Origin of the sequence: Paenibacillus sp. FSL R7-0652 (genome assembly GCF_038595045.1) — a bacterium.
GTDB lineage: Bacteria > Bacillota > Bacilli > Paenibacillales > Paenibacillaceae > Paenibacillus.
Genome location: NZ_CP152001.1, coordinates 4939546 through 4957576 on the forward strand (window position 1 = coordinate 4939546; position 18031 = coordinate 4957576).

At 42.9% G+C, this 18031-nt stretch carries 19 protein-coding genes; 5 read left to right on the forward strand and 14 right to left on the reverse strand.

The genetic code is table 11. The features are described 5' to 3' along the window. Positions 1-25 precede the first annotated feature (25 nt). The 3 genes from MKY97_RS21610 to MKY97_RS21620 all read right to left on the reverse strand — a co-directional run bounded on the left by MKY97_RS21610 (position 26) and on the right by MKY97_RS21620 (position 2911). The gene (locus tag MKY97_RS21610; RefSeq protein ID WP_342556418.1) at positions 26-1225 is read right to left on the reverse strand and encodes an MFS transporter; all 1200 of its coding nucleotides are present in this window, start codon (positions 1223-1225) and stop codon (positions 26-28) included. A gap of 265 nt (positions 1226-1490) precedes the next feature. Further along, entirely contained in the window at positions 1491-2528 is a 1038-nt protein-coding gene (locus MKY97_RS21615) for an ROK family protein (protein WP_342552326.1), read from the reverse strand. A gap of 224 nt (positions 2529-2752) precedes the next feature. After that, positions 2753-2911: a hypothetical protein gene (locus MKY97_RS21620; protein ID WP_342552327.1), complete on the reverse strand. Its 159-nt coding sequence runs from the start codon at positions 2909-2911 to the stop codon at positions 2753-2755. Positions 2912-3223: 312 nt separating this feature from the next. Between MKY97_RS21620 and MKY97_RS21625 the strand changes: the two genes are divergently transcribed. The 4 genes from MKY97_RS21625 (at position 3224) to MKY97_RS21640 (ending at position 7748) form a co-directional block, all read left to right on the forward strand. Next, the gene (locus MKY97_RS21625; protein WP_342552328.1) at positions 3224-4168 is read left to right on the forward strand and encodes a hypothetical protein; all 945 of its coding nucleotides are present in this window, start codon (positions 3224-3226) and stop codon (positions 4166-4168) included. Then, positions 4158-5213: a hypothetical protein gene (locus MKY97_RS21630; protein ID WP_342552329.1), complete on the forward strand. Its 1056-nt coding sequence runs from the start codon at positions 4158-4160 to the stop codon at positions 5211-5213. The genes MKY97_RS21625 and MKY97_RS21630 overlap by 11 nt, the downstream gene beginning before the upstream one ends. Before the next feature lie 320 nt (positions 5214-5533). Then, complete coding sequence (locus MKY97_RS21635; RefSeq protein WP_342552330.1) at positions 5534-6145, forward strand: TetR/AcrR family transcriptional regulator; 612 nt, start codon at positions 5534-5536, stop codon at positions 6143-6145. A gap of 280 nt (positions 6146-6425) precedes the next feature. After that, entirely contained in the window at positions 6426-7748 is a 1323-nt protein-coding gene (locus tag MKY97_RS21640) for an amidohydrolase family protein (protein WP_342552331.1), read from the forward strand. Between the two features lie 143 nt (positions 7749-7891). Here the strand turns inward: MKY97_RS21640 and MKY97_RS21645 are convergent, their stop codons facing one another. From MKY97_RS21645 to MKY97_RS21685, 9 genes are all read right to left on the reverse strand, one after another. Continuing rightward, positions 7892-8695, reverse strand: coding sequence for a hypothetical protein (locus MKY97_RS21645; RefSeq protein WP_342552332.1), 804 nt, complete (start codon positions 8693-8695; stop codon positions 7892-7894). Positions 8696-8716: 21 nt separating this feature from the next. Next, positions 8717-9292, reverse strand: coding sequence for a papain-like cysteine protease family protein (locus tag MKY97_RS21650; protein ID WP_342552333.1), 576 nt, complete (start codon positions 9290-9292; stop codon positions 8717-8719). Between the two features lie 714 nt (positions 9293-10006). Next, on the reverse strand, positions 10007-10258 hold the full coding sequence (locus MKY97_RS21655) for a type II toxin-antitoxin system HicB family antitoxin (RefSeq protein WP_342552334.1): 252 nt from the start codon (positions 10256-10258) through the stop codon (positions 10007-10009). Between the two features lie 317 nt (positions 10259-10575). Next, a complete protein-coding gene (locus MKY97_RS21660) occupies positions 10576-11370 on the reverse strand; it encodes an ABC-2 family transporter protein (RefSeq protein WP_342552335.1) in 795 nt (264 codons plus the stop codon). Positions 11371-11395: 25 nt separating this feature from the next. After that, the gene (locus MKY97_RS21665; RefSeq protein ID WP_342552336.1) at positions 11396-12184 is read right to left on the reverse strand and encodes an ABC-2 family transporter protein; all 789 of its coding nucleotides are present in this window, start codon (positions 12182-12184) and stop codon (positions 11396-11398) included. Positions 12185-12199: 15 nt separating this feature from the next. Next, positions 12200-13204, reverse strand: coding sequence for an ATP-binding cassette domain-containing protein (locus MKY97_RS21670; protein WP_342552337.1), 1005 nt, complete (start codon positions 13202-13204; stop codon positions 12200-12202). A gap of 186 nt (positions 13205-13390) precedes the next feature. Next, positions 13391-13984, reverse strand: a complete 594-nt coding sequence (locus MKY97_RS21675; protein WP_342552338.1) for a YdeI family protein — start codon at positions 13982-13984, stop codon at positions 13391-13393. A 261-nt stretch (positions 13985-14245) separates the two neighbouring features. Further along, positions 14246-14785 (reverse strand): DinB family protein, encoded by a 540-nt coding sequence (locus MKY97_RS21680; protein ID WP_342552339.1) that lies wholly within the window; start codon positions 14783-14785, stop codon positions 14246-14248. Between the two features lie 67 nt (positions 14786-14852). After that, on the reverse strand, positions 14853-15800 hold the full coding sequence (locus tag MKY97_RS21685; protein ID WP_342552340.1) for a YafY family protein: 948 nt from the start codon (positions 15798-15800) through the stop codon (positions 14853-14855). A gap of 182 nt (positions 15801-15982) precedes the next feature. Here MKY97_RS21685 and MKY97_RS21690 point away from each other — a divergent pair, with 182 nt between their 5' ends. Beyond that, on the forward strand, positions 15983-16342 hold the full coding sequence (locus MKY97_RS21690) for a hypothetical protein (protein WP_342552341.1): 360 nt from the start codon (positions 15983-15985) through the stop codon (positions 16340-16342). Between the two features lie 68 nt (positions 16343-16410). Here MKY97_RS21690 and MKY97_RS21695 read toward each other — a convergent pair whose 3' ends face one another. After that, the gene (locus tag MKY97_RS21695) at positions 16411-17238 is read right to left on the reverse strand and encodes an AraC family transcriptional regulator (RefSeq protein ID WP_342552342.1); all 828 of its coding nucleotides are present in this window, start codon (positions 17236-17238) and stop codon (positions 16411-16413) included. Positions 17239-17514: 276 nt separating this feature from the next. After that, entirely contained in the window at positions 17515-18021 is a 507-nt protein-coding gene (locus MKY97_RS21700) for a PTS glucose transporter subunit IIA (RefSeq protein WP_342552343.1), read from the reverse strand. Positions 18022-18031: the final 10 nt, after the last annotated feature.

The following is an 18031-nucleotide window of genomic DNA, read 5'->3' on the forward strand; positions in this document are numbered from 1 at the left end:
AATTGAGAATTCAATGATTCAGGAACTAAATCAGTTCACGCCTTCTTTTCAAATAAACGTACAGCACCACACCAGACGCTGCACAAATGACCGCACATAAACCAATGAATCCATACCCTGCCTGTAGTCCGCGCAGCAAACCGAGCTGCGTGGTGGCACCGTACATATTCTTCACACCTTCAATGACCCAGCCTATTATATAGTTGCCGATGACACTGCCCACCCCCATGAGCGTTACCGTAAACGTAATTGCCGTATCACTGCCGTTCGGATATCTGCGCGCGATAAAGGCCATCACCGTGGGATAGATCATCGCAATGCCTGCGCCCGATATCGCAAAGAAAATCGCCAGACTCTCTCCCCCTGCAAGTGCCACAAACGTACATACCGCCGAGAAAGCCGAGAACAAAATCAACGAAAGTACAAATCCGATGCGATCCGTCAACGGGCCAAGCAGCAGACGTCCAAGCGAGAATGTGAGGAAGAATGCCGACAATAATCCCGAAGCTTTAACCGTGTCCCATGTGTATGCTTTCTCCAGGAAGTTAACAAGCCAGCCTCCGACCGCCAGTTCCGATACCACGCCAAAAGAAAGAATAAGCACCATCAGCCACAGGGCCGGATCACGTGTTAACGTCTTAAGCGAGGTGCGATCTTCATGGGCAAGATCATCCCCGGGAAATTTACTGCGCAGTGCCGCAATGATCGGCAGCAGGCAGAGTGACAACATGACCAGATACATGCCGCGCCAGTCCAGCAGATGCCCAAATACGGTAAGAGACATGACACCTGTCGCCAGCAATGGCGCCACCGTTGAACTGAGTCCGTAGAAGAAATGGGACAGGTTCATCATCGTGCCTGTATTTTTCACAAAAATCCGCGCCCCGAGAATTGCCAGCGCAATCTCCAGCATCCCGTTACCGATGTACATGAAGAAGTACGATGACGCAAAGAGCGGATACGTATGCGATACATAGATGAACACACCCGACAGAATCATCGAGGCAAATGAAATAATGCTGACCGCCTTAATGCCCCATTTGCGAACCAGTATAGCCGTGAACGAGCAGGCGATCAGATATCCCAGAGCGTTCAGGGACAACAACGTTCCGAGCTGTTTCTCATCCAGATTAAAGTCAAATTGAATGCGCGGAATGGCCGGGCCCTTAATATTTTCCGAGATGCCAAATACGATAAATCCAAGAAAGATCGTTGCCAGCTGCATGGCGTACAGCTTGTTAAACTTTCGTTTGCTGCCTTGTGTACTTGCTTGCTGATTCAAAATAAGTTCCTCCATTGTGTCCAGAAAAATGGTTACACGCTCTACCTCCGATTGCAGTGCCATCTTCCGCCCGCTGTTATCCCTGTATTTTTATGAATTTCTTTCTAAAGGTGAAAATACAGTGATAAAGGCGTTCTCCAGATTGGCTCTGCCCTCTCCGCTCTCGTGTAAAAAATGTTGCTTAACTTCACTTCATAATAAGTCGTTTCTACCACTGCTTCTCAACTACCTGAATGCGGTAGGTTAGGCTTTCAAGTGTTACGGCTATCAGCCCGTTAACATACTCGCGCCGGGTGTCGCGGCGAATCATCAGCTCAGGCATATGCTCCTGTGGAATGTGGTGATCCCGGCAGCCTTGAATCAGGCCGTCCCGCATCGCGGGGTCCATCGTATCACCCGTCACCACAATGGCCGCCGGATTGATTATTGCAATAATGGAGACCAGTGTCTGTACGACGAGCTCCTGCAATCCGTCTGTCGTTTGCAGCATGCGCAGCTGCTCATCCCGTGACACGCCAAACGGCAAAAAGGATACTTCGCCCCCAAATTGCGTATTCCCGGTGAGCGGGCGACCATCGATAATAAAACCTGCCCCCGGAAAATGATTTTCAGGGAATGTCACCACCGCAAAGTTCTTCTCTTCCTCAAATTGCTGTTCGTTGTACAATCCGTACACGGTTAGATTCATATCGTTACCAATGACCACTTCGATGTCTTCGTATTGCTCTTTGAGTCTTAAACCGAGCGGCTGATTAGCTAACTCTGGTACGTCACAGATACCGATCACACCATTGTGCGCAACCCCTGGTATACCGATTCCAATGGCCTGCACATTGTGATGCTGCTCGATCAGCCCAGCAATGAGTTCCTCCACCACCGTGACATTTATCTCTTCTAAAATAAGCGTCTGTTCGTCTGCCATTTCTCCGTTCAGGTTGGCATATGTATGTGTGATCGAATGAATGCCGCCTTCCGTACGAATAATCAGACACAGCACACTCGCGTAGTCCGCATTAAACTGATACCGACTCGCAGGTCTCCCCCCGCTCGACTCATCCGGGCCGAGATCAATGATCTCGCCCGTCTGGAGCAGTTCGTTCAGAATCGTGCCGCATGTTGCCACGCTGAGTTTGGTCAGGTTTGCGATGGAAGCCTTCGTTCCTATACCCATCGACCGAAGTGTATTTTTCACAATTTCAACGTTAATCCGTTTGACCTGTTGGGTGTTGTGGGAAGTGGGTAACATCGTTTGTTGTGTGCCTCCTTTCGTTTGTATGTATATGGATGATCGCGTATTCGAGAAAGTATTGGAGGGAAGTTTTTAAAAGTATTTTAATAATTGAAGTTTAGGGGGATTGGTGTGGAAAGTCAATGCTTATTTGGAAGTGGTTTGAGGACAAGTAAAAAGAGAAAAAGGACAGGGCAAGATCATCTTGGGAATGATCCTGTGCTGTCCTTTGATTCAAACGCTTATGTAGACTGGCTCATGTGATGGGCCAAGATGCTCTTCTCCAGCCTGACTTCAAATAACTTTCGGTTCAAATCCTGTTCCATCGCATGAAGGTGATACGCCGCCTGTTTCACCGTATCCATATGCAGCACCCCTGCCCGCTTTGCGATAATGTCCATGGCATCCAGAATGAGTTTGTGACACGTAACCAGTTGATCGACGTAATCGTCTTCTTGGTTTACGAGTTGTGCGTACTGCGAAGCCAGATCTTCGCTTAGATTGCTCGTCTTTCCTTTGTATAAAGAGAGTATACATAGTGTGAAAATAATATGGTGCGAGAAGACGTACTACTATCTGAGTTCCCTATTTTGCATAAACGAACTATAATATTTATAGTACTGTTTCAATCTCGTATTTTTCAATTTGAAAATATACATTGTACTATACAAAAAAAGTTTATGTATAACTTATAATTATGAGGTGACTGTTTGATGAGGTACATACTTTATCCACCGTTTCTAGTAGTTCCTGAAGAAACTGATTTCTCGGCTGCATGGGAATCTTTTTGTTTAAAGTTACTCAAGCTAGATTTAGGCACCAATGATATAGAGAAACGAAATCCACCAGAAAGTGGAGTAGACTTGTATTTTCCTGATAAGAAAATAGCATTTCAATGCAAAAGTATTTATGATAGAAACCACAGAATAAATAAAAAGAAAATTAAAAATTCTATAGATTCTGCGATTAAAATTAAGAATTCATTACCCTGGGATGAATATATTGTGTGTTGTAATGAGAATATAACAGGAGATTTCTCGAAACAACTGAAGGAGAGTTACTCCAACATAGATATAAAGGTACGGGGTAAAGACTATTGGACATTTTTATGTGAAAAGTTTTCTCGTCAGGTAGAAAGAAATTTTAGAACTCTATTACCTTTATCTAAAAGAACAATAATAAACCATTCAAACTTTGTGTTAAGTAATTCTTATTCTTCATTGAAAGATAAGTTTGATTCTGAGCTTATTAAGATCCTAATTTATAGCTATGAACATGACAAAGTTTACGCAATTGAAATCCCAAAAACTCTTAACTTAAACGAACTCAACAAACTTCTAATGGATCTTTTTAATCTAAGAAGAATATATTCTGAAAATCACGGTAATTTCGATATAGTTCAATCAATCATAGTTGACGATATAGAGTACAACACAAAACCTGAGAATGAAAATGTGACCTTGGATTCCTTGGGCATAACTGATAATTCTATAATAAGTTATAAACTAAAAATCGTTTTTCCAAATTTCGATTTAGAATTTGACAAATTAATGTTTAACGATGGAAATAAATGCGAGAACCAGTCGAAGGAATCAATAATAAAGACAATATTCAAAGATTTTGATAAGACAATAGGTATGTATAAAAATGGAAAATAATAATATTTTTTTTGAAATTTTAAGTGGTTCAACTGAATTCGCCCTGTTCAATCTCGCTGAAAATTCTACAGATCATCTTATAGCTTTTAATTACTACAAAGAATATGCAGAACGTTTTTGGAATACTCATACTCAAAATGTAAAATTTTATTTCCCTCTAGATTTTAGTTACAAACAAAATTTCACAATTAATGGAAGTGTCCAACTATATGATGAAAGAGCAATAATAAGAATAAATGAAGGAGTACTGCTCAAGCTATATAAAACATTCTATAGCATTCTCTCAATAGATAATCTAATTGATACATTAAGTGAAACTGATGACGGCAGTCTTCATATTAAAAATATATATACATTTAATGATACCTTTCCAGAGTATGAATACACTTTTCTTTTACCTATCAACAAAGAAAGAAAAATAATTGCTGAAATAATGGCTATGTTCGCAATAAAATTTGTAATTCTTCATGAAATAGCACACCATTTTGACGGTCATGTTTTATATATGAAAACGTATTTTAATGATGAAACACTTAACATAGTAAGAAAAGCCAATGAAGAAAGAATTTTAGACAAGCAAACATTAGAAATGGATGCTGACGCATTTGCGATTTCTCAATTAATCGACGAGATGATTGATTTCATTAATAATGATACGCTCTATTCGAATCATATAAAAAATCCTTCTAATTTCTGCTTTATTTTATTTATCTCAATTCATATTTTATTCTTAATTTTAAATGATGAGTATGAGCTTAAAAACTCCACATATTCACCTGAGCTAGTTAGAAGTTTGACTGTGTTAGATGCTGCAAAAGTTAACCTTTCTTATAAAGCTTCTGAGATAATCAGTAAAACAGAAATTTTAGATATAATTAAGACTTCAATCATTAAAGCAAATTCATTATACAATTCTGTTTATGGAAAAATTGATTTTTCGTCTTTGGTGAATTACGATGAAAGTCACTTAAAATCCCTACATGAAAACTGGAAAAAAATGAGAGTTGTTTTATCTCCTTATGCGATAGCTCAGCTAGCTTACTAAAACTCTTGTCTAGTCGTTCGAGTCTACCCAATACAAGAAGGTCGGTAAAGAAATTACAGGCCTTCTTCTTCATATCGAAATCCCTCATGTAATACTTCGTCAGGATAATAGAGACTCTTTCTCTCTTTAGAAATTCCTGAATCTGCTCTTTTTGGCCATGACACCTAGTCTATTGTCGGTTCAGAAACCTCATGCACTTTTGTATGAGCCGAACCATTAAATTATATATCCTTCTCTAATAGATCCCCCATTTGACACCCCCTTCAAAAAGGTCTATCCTAATAACGAATCTTCCATTCACTATTAAGGAGTCGTTCCCGATGGTGCAGGCCAAGAAAGACGAAGTCAGGAAAGAGATTGAATACGCGGCGCTGAAGGTGTTTTTTGAGAAGGGTTATGCGGATGCCAAGATGAACGATATTGCAAATGAGATCAACATATCGGTCGGCAACATCTATACCTATTTCAAGAACAAGAAGGAGCTGTTCTACGCCGTTGTTCCGCCGGATTTGGTGGATTATTTGAAAAAGGTACTGGTGGAGACGATTCATTTTGATAACCAGAACGCGTTTGAGGAAACGAACAGTGAGCAGCGATCCTTCCTTATGCAAGAACAAATAGATGTGCTGCGGAAGTATCGGAATCAGATCGTTATTATTTTTGAAAAGAACAAGGGCACCATCTACACCAACGCCAAGAACGAGCTGGTTGAGCTGATGATCGAAACGAAGAAAGCCTATCTCAAAAATCAATACAAACACTATGAGATCGGCACCGAGGAGAACCTGATTCTGCTGAACATTCTGGCACATAATGTCATCGACATGAATCTGGATTTATTGAAACGAGACATGAGCGAGGAGAGCCGCAAGCAAATCTTTGAAGCGTTGTACGTATACCGACTGTACGGCATGAAAAGCTTGAACGAATAAGGAATAGTGCTTGGTCGCTGCAAAGCAAAAATCCATTTTTACCATAGATCACTACGCATCGCACAGCGTGCAGATCAGTTGTACTTTCCTCTGATTTGTACGCAAAAAATAAGCATAGGCAAGCCGATCTATTTTTTTAGCCCAAAAATGAATTATAAATTCACTTTTAGACCACAAGAATACTTTGCACAGAGAAACCAAATAGCACAGAACCATATCACTCAACTGATGCAGCATCTAACATCATGTAACACCACCCACACCCAAGGAGGAACACATCATGAACACCGCTTATGCTTTGAAAAACGTGCATCTGATCCACGGCGACGCAAGCCGCCATCTGCAGCCCAACATGACGATTCTCGTCAACGAACAGGGACGCATTGAAAACATCGCCCCAGATCAGGAGCTGAACATCCCCAGCCACTACACAACAATCGACCTTACCGGAAAATATGTGATGCCAGGGCTGATTAACGCACATGTGCATCTTTTTGCCGATGGCAAACCGCTCACCCTCTCCGTGAGTGAAGGATTGCTCGATTTTGCCTATCATCGGATTTTGAATACCCGATTCGGTCGAAATGTTTTGAAGAAACGCATGAAACGCAACGCGCTTACCGCACTCCATTCGGGTGTGACAACCATGCGCAGTGTGGGTGAATTCTTTTATACCGATGTGCAGCTGCGAGATGAGATGAACCGCGGGGAGTGGGTTGGTCCGAATCTACTTGTTTCGGGATTTTTTCTGAGTGTGACAGGTGGACATGGTGCTCCTTATTTGGCGCTGGAGGGTGACTCACCTTGGGAGATGCGCAAGAATACACGGATTAATGTGAAGAACAGTGTGGACTGGATCAAAATCTGTGTGACGGGCGGCGTAACGGATGCCAAGATGGTTGGCGAAGCTGGGCGTCTGCAGATGACGGTGGACGAGGTCGCGGCGGTTTGCGATGAAGCACATAAGATTGGAATGAAGGTTGCCGCTCATGTGGAGAGCACGGAAGGTGTGCGTGTTGCGCTGCGTGGGGGAGTGGACACGATTGAGCATGGGGCTGAGATGGATGACGAGATTATTCATTTGTATAAAAATAATCCCAAGGCTCTTCATGGTTACACCGCAGTGATCCCTACGCTGCAAGCCGCTTATCCATCCGCTTCGCTCGATCCAAGTGTGACCAAGTTAAGTCCGACGGTCAAAGAAAATGCCAGACTCGTCTACGACTCCATGCTCAAAGGGGTGAAACAGGCCATCGACAACGGCATCACTATTGGAATTGGAAACGATGCAGCCATGTCCTACGTAACCCACTATGATATGTGGAGAGAGATGGATCACTACATGAGACAGACCAATCTGACCAATAAAGAGGTCATCGACATGGTTACCCGAAGCAATGCTAAAATTCTCGGGATCGACGACGTGACAGGTACATTAGACATTGGTAAACAGGCCGATTTGATTGTACTGGATCAAAATCCGCTAGAGCAGATTGCAGCCTTATCCAACATGTCGATGGTTATGGTCAAAGGTAATCTGATTCAGAATCCATCCGTTAATCGCATCAAAGAGGTAGATGAGGTTCTTAACATCGTGTGGTGAGAGCGGGTTAGCCTGATAAGTCAGGAATAAAATCATCTCTTGTACATGAAGTCACCTAGTAATTTCGAATTAGGAATACCGAACTCCTAGGTGACTTCATGATAAATAAATGATTTCATCGTTATCAGAGATAGAAGGATTAATTAGATATTTTCTTTTTTTTTCAGAAACATATAAAGTACTACCACTCCTACTAATGCAATAATTAAACTTATTAGCGCTATATTGGTGTAGTCTTTGTTAGATTTATCAGAGTGAATGGCTGGATAACCACCTGCACCGTCTGTATTAGGATCAACTTCCTGTGCTTGAAATTCTTTCAATAAATCAATTGTCTTAGCAGAATCCCATAACTGATGATTATCCATACCTCCCATAAGCGAGTTTTTCTCTTTGGGTACATCTGGTATATTCACTTCTTTTCCGTCAACTTTCATCGCTAGATAACGAATATTTCCGTCTTTAATTAATACTGGATCAACAGTACTTATATCAGTGGACAGCGCTTTTGACATGACATGAAGAGATTCATCCAACCTTGATGCATCTCCTCCCGCAAGTACAACCCTGAACTTCCCCTCATATCGTTCTACACTAAGAAAAGATTTCCCCATCCCACCTGACTTGACGATAAAATCATATTGAGCCGTAGGCTTTGAAACATCAATTAAGCTATCGGATATATTTGGGAACTTGTTAACATCAAATAAATAGACTTCAAACCCCCTCCCTAAAGTAACACCTTTAACTTCTTCTTCATTCTTATAACCATAGCCCTCGGGATCTTCTAGAATCATCATTTTGAACTGATCTAAACCTTCTCCTTCTGCAAAGCTTTGCACATCTTGGGGTACGCTGCCAGCATACGTATTTGGAGCAATGAAATAGCTGCACATTAGACCAATACATATCATCATCATAAACCGGACATACTTCATAACCATCATTATGGACCTCCCAAACTTAATTTATTGATAATGCCAAAAGTCCTTTAATCCCCATCTCCATGTTCTATCTGCTCCCGTGCCTCCATTAAATTTCGAGAACTCCATAGAAGTTTTCACACCATCCCAAGGATCAAGATAATGCATATAATACGTATACGTTGGTGTGTTACTATATCCGTATATGGCGACTGCATGACCAGTTTGTGCCGTAGGACTATTCCACTTCCAACTTACATATACAGGACGCCCTCCATCAATTTGACTTTTGACTTGAGCAACATTTAGATTACCTGAGTAATAATTGGAGGACACTCCATACTTATGCATACCTCCTTGGGCTTGTACTGTAGTTGCTGCTTCATTTGCACAAGAACTGGTTAATTTTGCTTTTTTGACGAAATCACATTGGTATACATTCTTATTAGCCATGAATTTAAGAACACTTGAGCTTACCGCTGCCCAACACCATTCATCCTTCTCCTGTTTGGCTATTGGATATGATGGTAAATTCGTGGAAGCTGCATATGCCTGTGATATAAAAGATAGTGTAAATATTAGAGAAAATACGGAGAATAACAGCGCTTTGCGACTTCTCATCTGTAAATCTGCCTCCTCTTTAGACTGAATTTTTTAAATTTTCGGGTAAAACCATTTCCTTTTACTTCTTTCTTTCGTTCCGCCTTCTCAATAGTCAATTCATTCACATTGTATATAACATGGTATTTATTAGAAATGTTTCTTTATTTATTCATTTTTTTGCCGCAACAAAAAAAGCCCGCAGCAAAACTACAGACCTTTACAACTTGAATTATTCGCCAATAAACGTTCTCTCTCCGCCGATCTCATCTCATGCAACCCAGCCAATATACTAAATGTATTATGTTATAATTATCCAAATAAAGAGGATATATAAAATATTATTTTAAAGAAAGGAAAATGATATGCCGTTAGCTGTACGAGGAGTACCCGAGCTCATTATTTTTCTAATAATAATGGCCGCCAACTATCTAATCATGTATCTTGTTGTTAGCTCTGTTCTTAATCATTCAGGTTTAAAATCAAAAATTGATCATTTACAAAATGAAGTTTTGGATTTAAAAAAAACTTTAAATGAGAACAAAAAAAACATTTCTGATGATACTAACGAAATGGATTAAAACACAAATACTAGAGCGGCTAAGTGATTACTTAATCATCCAAATGCCGTGTTGAGGTCAGCGTTAATTAGAAAGAAGAATTAAATCAGAATCAGAATCCGAGTAGAATCGGTAAAAATCAAGCTATTTCCTTGTGTCCTGTACAGTCCATGTCTTAATAAGGGATACTCACTTCGATCAAGTATGCTTTATCATTTGGGTCCAATAACTGAGGCATGGTCTGAGGAGGCGGGAGTTTATCGACCGGTTCTCCCTTCAGATATAATCCCAGCGCATCTTTTGCCATGATTAATGCTTCTTCCAGAGTATCGCCACAAGTAAAGCAGCCCGGCAGGTCGGGAAACGAAACGTTAATTCCGTCCTCAGCAAAGTTAAAAATGGCATAATATTTGTACGTTCGAATCATTTAGGTGTACTCCTTTTATCCGTATACTGGTATCATCGTCCACTTCTACAGCGCTTCTACAGCTTCAATCCGCTCATTCCAGTGTATGCTTTGCTGCATATGTAACTTTTTTGGAGGGTTATGCTGCTGCCAGTATTAAAGTATATCCCTGCCTGGTACCTTCGCTTTTTTGCTTTTCTGAAATAACAGAGCCGTTGGCTCCTCATAAACTGGAAACCAACGGCATGTAAAAACACTATAGCAAAATACGCTGAAAAAATACGCTGCACTATTCTATTCAGTTACTTATGGTATTTTCCGCCGCAGCCCAGCCTGCTTTATCCGCCTGCGCCTTGATATCTGTTCACACTCCGCATCCACAGATGGTAACCCAGCCAATATACTAACGGTCCAACAACAGGTACGATCCACATCGTCCATGATGATAGCAAAGGAGTCTCCTTAGTCAGCAAAAATGCTGCAGGATAGAAATTAATAAAAGCAAACGGGAGGATAAACGTTAACAGCACTTGAATGAATGTACCGAAAACAGGTAACGGGTATGAGATGAATTCTTTGAACTTGAAAAATAACGTGAACAGGAAATTGGTCCTTATCCATACAAAAGATACAGCTCCGATCGCCGACATAAAGCCGGCCTGAATCATGGCGCCTCCCAAAATGCAGAGAACAAGGTACAATATTTGAATCCCTGATAAGCTGATGTTCAGTTTGATCAAAGCCCAGGCCAGCACAGACCCTGAGATTACCACATGCGCCAGGTACCCCAGGTTAAAGCCTCTGCATACCAGATAAAGATACGGATTCACCGGTTTGACCAGAATGGCATCAAAGGTTCCATTTTTCACCTGACTTTCAAGCTCTCGCATCTGCACAAAGGAAAAGGAAGCTCCAATTGCGTATGTGAACAAACCGAGACTATACAGCAGCGCAATCTCAGGCCAGGTCCAGCCGGCGAGGGTATCGAACTTTTGCAAAAAAAGCCATATGATAATGTAATCTCCGGTGTAATTAATGATCTGAGCCAGAACGGAAAGCAGGAAATCCCCGCGGTACTCCATTCTTTCTTTCGTTAACAAAAAGACCAATTTCCCGAAAAGTTTCAATGTCATTTAGATCAGCCTCTCTACAGCTACATTATCCACCTTGGACCACCAAACGATGGATTGCCCGATTCCATAACCAGTACACCAGCAGCGTCAGCCCCACACTCCATGCCAACCCTGTAAGAAGAGAAATCCCTATCTCCTGAATCGAAATGGCTCCCAAATAGATTGCTGCAGGAAGGTAGCCCAAGTAGAGGAATGGAAGCATTTTAGTTACCGTCACCCACGATTCCGGGAAAAACCATAAGGGTAAAAAAGCGCCTGAGAAAATGGTGATGAGCCCGCCCATCATCCAGTTCAGAGCGAAGTGATTCATCAGCCAGAAAGCCAGCAGAGAAATCAGATATCCAAGCAGGAACGAAATGGTCAAAGCGAGTACCAGTGCCAGGATAAACAGCAGCAAATGAGTCGCCGAAGCTGGGGGAAGAAAACCAAAGAAAATCCAGGCGATCAGTAAAGAAGGAAGCGAAGTAAATAGGAACTGATATAACGAATTCCCCAGCCCATCGGCTAATAAATGCATAGGATAGGACATGGGTTTGATCAGCTCGGAAGCAATAGAGCCTGTTTTGAGACTGTTATCCACCTTGGCACTAATGCCGGTAAGCAGCAGAGCGGCCAGAAGCGTGTTGATAATGCTGTATGTAATCATCTGTTCCAGACCTACGCCTTCCACTTCCCCGTTACCCAGAACCGCTCTCCAGATTTCTGTGAGAATCAGAATGGCCACAAAGTTACCCAACAATCTCAGCCACACTTCCGAACGATAGGAGAGTTGATTCGAAAAGGTTTTCACTCCAAACATGATATAGGTTTTCAATTCACGTCTCTCCTCTCACGCGTCGTTCGCCCGATCATCCTCTTCCAGTTTCCGATAAAGATTACGAATGACGGAGTCAATATCCACCCCTTCAATGACTGCATCCTCAATGTCGTGTTTACTCGCGATCTGGTTCACGCAATCGAACACGGTTCTATCTTTTTTATCAAACAGATATGTCTTTCGCAGACCTTCGTCATGAGTAAGCTTCATCTCGGGAAGATCAATCAGACCGGGGTCTTCACGAAAATAGATAATGACCTGGCGCTGATCTCCAAGTGTTTTCCGAAGCTGCTCGACAGAACCGTCATAGACCATATTGCCTTTATTCACAACAATCATGCGATGGCAAATCTCTTCGATATCCTTCATATCATGCGTCGTCAGCACAATCGAGACCTTCTTCTCCTGATTAATCATTCTCAGGAACTCCCGGATCTGTTCCTTAGCCATGACATCCAGACCTATCGTCGGTTCGTCTAAAAACAAAATTTTGGGATCATGCAGCAGAGCCATTGCGATTTCTACCCGCATTCTCTGACCCAAACTTAATTGTCGTACAGGTTTGTTCATGAATGAGGATAAAGATAAAAGCTCGGTATAATAATTCAGATTATTCTGAAAGTCGGTGTCAGAGAGCTTATATATGTATTTATGGAGATCAAACGAATCACGGACAGGCAGATCCCACCATAACTGACTGCGTTGTCCGAACACTACCCCGATATGTTGAGAATTACGCTGTCTCGCTTCATGCGGGACCATCCCCATAACCCTCAGTTCACCCGACGTAGGTACCAGAATTCCGGTCATCATCTTGATCATTGTAGACTTGCCTGCACCGTTGGGCCCCAGATACCCTACTGCCTCCCCTTCCTTAATTGAAAATGTGATATCGCGTACTGCGACTTCCTCCGTATATTGTCTGGTTACCAGACTCCTTAGAGAGCCCACCAATCCCGGAAATCGTTTGTACTGACGATAGATTTTGGTGATACCGCTTACATCAATAATGCTCATAAATCACACCTCATCCAAGTCATTTATGAAACACAGGCAGCGCAATTACAAATTTAACCAACGTTTTTAACATATTACCTTTTTGTCAATTGAAAATGTACCCTGCTAATTATACTATTTTTCATATTATAATTAGATATTGCGGCTTACATCCAAACACAATATACTGCATCAAACAGTTTGCTATCAATCGTTTAACCCTTTCCCTTCCAGGATTGGCTGCATATACTTCTCGATGCGTGACACTTTGGTTTTGGACTGCTTTGGCTGTGAAAAATAATGCAGGTACGCCCGCTGGCGTCCAGGTGTTAACGCTTCAAATGCCTCCTGAAAGGCAGGGCTCGCCTCGAATTGCTGCTGGAGTTCCTCGGGAACCGTGTAGTTCTCGGTCTTCTTTTTCTCCACTTGCAGACCTGCTTGCTCAACTTCGATCGCTTCCCGAATGTATGCTTTCAGCAGTTCTTCCTGCTCCACAATCTGCTGCAGACTGGTAAAACGAATCTGGCGCCCTGCCTGTACATTCTCCGTTTGCTGAATCAAAAGACCGTGGGAATCCTTGAGCAAAGCTCCCTTGATAAACAAAATGGCACAGTACGCCTTGAAGCCATGGATCAGCACTATATTTTTCCCATTCAACGTGTAGCAGGGATGCATCCATTTGTACTCTTCGGTCAGGTCAAAGGCCTGAATAATCTCCCTCAGCTTCACGGATTCTTCTTTCCATGTTTTGATTTTATTGAAATACTCGTCTACTTTAGGGTTGTTTTTTTGCACGGTCACAGCAATCTTCCTCTCATTCAGTAAGTTATATTTATAGACATGAACGTGAAGTACCTTCTTGGTTTAATAAGTTATTCCCTTATCTTTCAGGTTTCATTGTACTGATTTTTAACAAGTTGTACAGAAGCACTCATCAAGCTTGGATGGACCTCATGCCAAAAGAACCCGTAAAACGATCTACGGGTCCTTCCTGTGGTTGAATTAACGGGTCATTTCCTCACCAAAACTGACTTCTCATGAGCGGATGCATATAAGTTATTTTTAATGCTGCAGATTCATCTTCAATCGGTCCAGTTGTAAAAAATGATGCTGATAGTGCATAGCAATTAATCGGAACCACTCCTGCGCATTTAACGCCCCAAGACGGGGATGAAGCACTTTGGAACCTCCAGCCTCTTCTATAACAAGAACAGCCGCTGTACTTCGCATCCGGTCCACAACCTGGTCAAGCCCCTCGACCAGCTGCTCCTTATTCTCCGGCGGCAGCGGTGTATACTGCGGGGAGGCCGGTACCTTAACACGAACAGGAGGGAATTGTCCCAACGCAAACACCTGACTGCCCAGCTCCGTTTTTTCGGCGTCTGATTGTAAGGTGTGCTCCCCATTTTCCAAACACTGCTCAATATTGCGCAAATGCATAAACAGTGCGGATTGTATCAAATGTACGTACATCTGTCCGATGGACCATTCCTCTTCCTTCTCTTTTCTCAGCAAATCATTCATATCCAGCAGGTTCAGCTCGGCCAAATATCTCTCTACTGCGGTTTCAAAAGACTGCAGCACTTCCGGGGTACTTCTCATCGTTCAACCAACTCCTCTTCGTTCTGGATAGTTCCCAGTATAGAAGAGCGCTGCTGACAAGAGTATGTCAGTAGTGTTTTAACATATTTGTGGCGATTTCCCGAATACGCGTACGCAGCGACTCCGGCTCCATCACCTCGATCTCTCCGCCCAATCCAAGCAAATGATGCAGAATTTCCTCGGGATAACGAACACGGAAGCCAAAAATCACACTATTGCTCTTTTCCTCCATATGATCGATATAAAAATGAAGCGTCTCCCTGATCTTGTCAGCAGCTTCGAATTGGGCCCGGATGAGCACATGCTCGCTGCGATCATCCGGCGGCTGATACCGATTCAGATCAAAATCCGGGGGTAAAAGAAACTCTTCCTCCAGCACGGAAAGCTCTGTCATGCGGGACAATCGAAAATGGCGAATGTCCTGCCTCAGCTCACATCTTGCGATCAGCACCCAATTCTCACGTACAAACGCGAGCCCGTAAGGAGAAACAACACGCTGATTAGAGCGTTTCCCATCCGCCCCCGGTATTTTTTTCAAATAGTTAAACCGGATTTTATGCTGCTTCAAAATGGCGTTACGTATATCGTTAAGGTACATTTTAACCCTATCTGTCGTATCCGGTTCCATCGGATGAAGCATGCGCATCGTTTCTTGAACACGCGAGGACGCTTTACGGACGGATTCTGGTAAAATGGCTTCGATTTTGCGCTGTGCAGACTGGGCCTGCATTCCGTAGGCTCGATCCATTCTCTGTTCGATGAACCTGGCTCCCATGAGCAGGGACACCGCTTCTTCCGCAGTGAAGCTGACAGGTGGCAGGAAGTAGCCTTCCATGAGCGAATAACCATGACCAGGTGCTCCCATGATAGGGACCCCCGCCTCACTTAATGCCTGAATATCCCGATATATTGTACGTACACTTGTTTCAAATAGAGATGCTAAATCCTCTGCTCTTATCACCTTCCTGCGCTGTAACTCAAGCGTGATTGCAAGCTGCCGCTCCGTTTTGTTCATGCTCCCAGCCCCCACCGTTTCATCATTCAGACCTAAACTATTCTATCACAGTACCTTGAAATCATTTATTCAAGATCAAGGAGCGATTATACTTGGTATAGCTGGAAAAGAAAACGATACATCCGTGTGCACCGTGCTCTCAAACTTACAGGTGCTCATGGATTGCGCATGGAGGTCAGCAGATGAGAAAAAAACGTTGGATCGCGAGTCTCATCATTTCTGTTTTTATCAGCATCCTGCTTCTAAGTGAACTTATGCAGCTGCATTCCGAAAAGGTCGGCATGCTCAATACAGCATACCGTTTCATTTCAGGTGCACCGCAGATTACCACACAAGGGCAGATCTTATCTTACCAAGGAAAAATACAGCGGGAAGATCGTATGGACATTCTGAACAGCCTGGAATCATATTCGACAAGTGATGACGGAACGACGCTTTACAAAGCCATTGGCACCCCTGTTCCGCCTCCCTGGATCTACGTAATCCAGGAAAAGGATACCGTTTTTCGCTACAAGCATCCCAAGCTGCCGTGGAAAATGTAATTGCCAAAGAGCCTTTCAGACCACATCCGAAAGGCTCGCATCTACTCCGTGATCCGCTGATCCTAGTACTAGTACATGACTGTTGACTTTTTATACTCATAAGGCGTTTTGCCCATGACCTCTTTAAATGCTTTTCGGAAAGACTTCACATTAGGGAATCCGGTCTCATATGAAATCTCGGTGAGTGACTTATCTGTTGTATCCAGCAGCTCAATCGCCTTTTCCAAACACAGAATCTGCTTGTACTCGGTAAAAGTCTGACCTGTATATTCGTGAAACATTCTGGACAAATAAGCCCCGGAATAACCACATATATGAGCTGTTTCAGCCAAACTGATATTCTCGGTATAATGTGCTTTGATGAAATCCAGGATCGTTTGGATGCGCTGCTGCTTCACCGTATTTACGGCAGACGAAACCTGGGATGCCCGGCCAAAATGTTCAACCAGTCCATACTTCAGTTCAAGCACTCTGCTCTGCGTCAAAATATAATCGTACATGCCTGTCGATAGATGCAGATGGTATATTTCCATCAGCAGAGCCCTCAGATGAGCCAGAACCGCCTCCTCCGGATGTTCTTCCGCCGTATTCAACTGGATGATCACCTGCTCGTTAGCAAAAAAAGACTCGGGAAATTGAAGAACAAGCACACGGTTCTCCGTCAGACTTTGCGTGGAATGCGGGATATTGCTGTTGATAAACATGACATCCTGATTGCGCAGCGTGGTGACCTTACCTTCATGCCACACTCTCAAGCTTCCGCTAATACAGTAGATCAGTTCCATATTGCTGTGAAAATGCATAGGAATAACCCGCTCGGTGTCGCTGGCTTCGAAGACAAAGAGATTAATTAATTTTTTGCGATCTATTTCAATATGCTCATATATTTTTTTCATTGTTGTCACTCCGTTAATCAAGCCAAGCACCATCAAGCGCTTGTTTTCGTACAGGATATGTTCGACTGTCTATCTCTACTATACCTGTAGTAAAATACGCAAACAAGCAGCCATGTATAAAGTGAGCAGAACAAAAAAAGAAGGCAAGTTCATCCACAAGTGCATGATTTCGCCTTCTCTACTCCATCTATACGTCTTCCGCTCTCTTCATTTCTTTAAAGCCGCAGCCCATTACCTCACTCACCATACTCAAGCTGCTGCAGCAGTAAATGCCTTTTATGATGACTTCAGATGCACAGTCATTATTGGATCATCCGGGCTTGTACGCTTCTGAGGGTCGTGAACGTCTACCCGGGCTGCAGCTTCCAGTCCTTCCGGTACAATAATCGGACTCATTACGGACAGACCCGCAGCCTTAATCGTCTGTATATCAAACTCAAGCAGCAGCTGTCCCTGTCTGACTTTCGCCCCGTTTTTAACATGTACGGTGAAGCCCTCTCCCTTAAGGGACACGGTTTCAATGCCCACGTGAATAAGAACCTGAATGCCGCTCTTATGTTCAAGGATAACCGCATGTTTGCTTTTGTCCATCACGTGAGCGACTTTCCCGTCAAACGGGGCGTACACACGGCCTTCGGCAGGCTCAATCGCTGCTCCCTCTCCCATATGACCGCCAGCAAATGCGGGGTCAGGCACTTCGCTTAATAACTTTACTTCACCAGGAATTGGAGCCAGGATTTCCAGTGCCTCCAGTGTCTTTTTGTTTTTTCCCCATGAGAACATGTGAAATCCT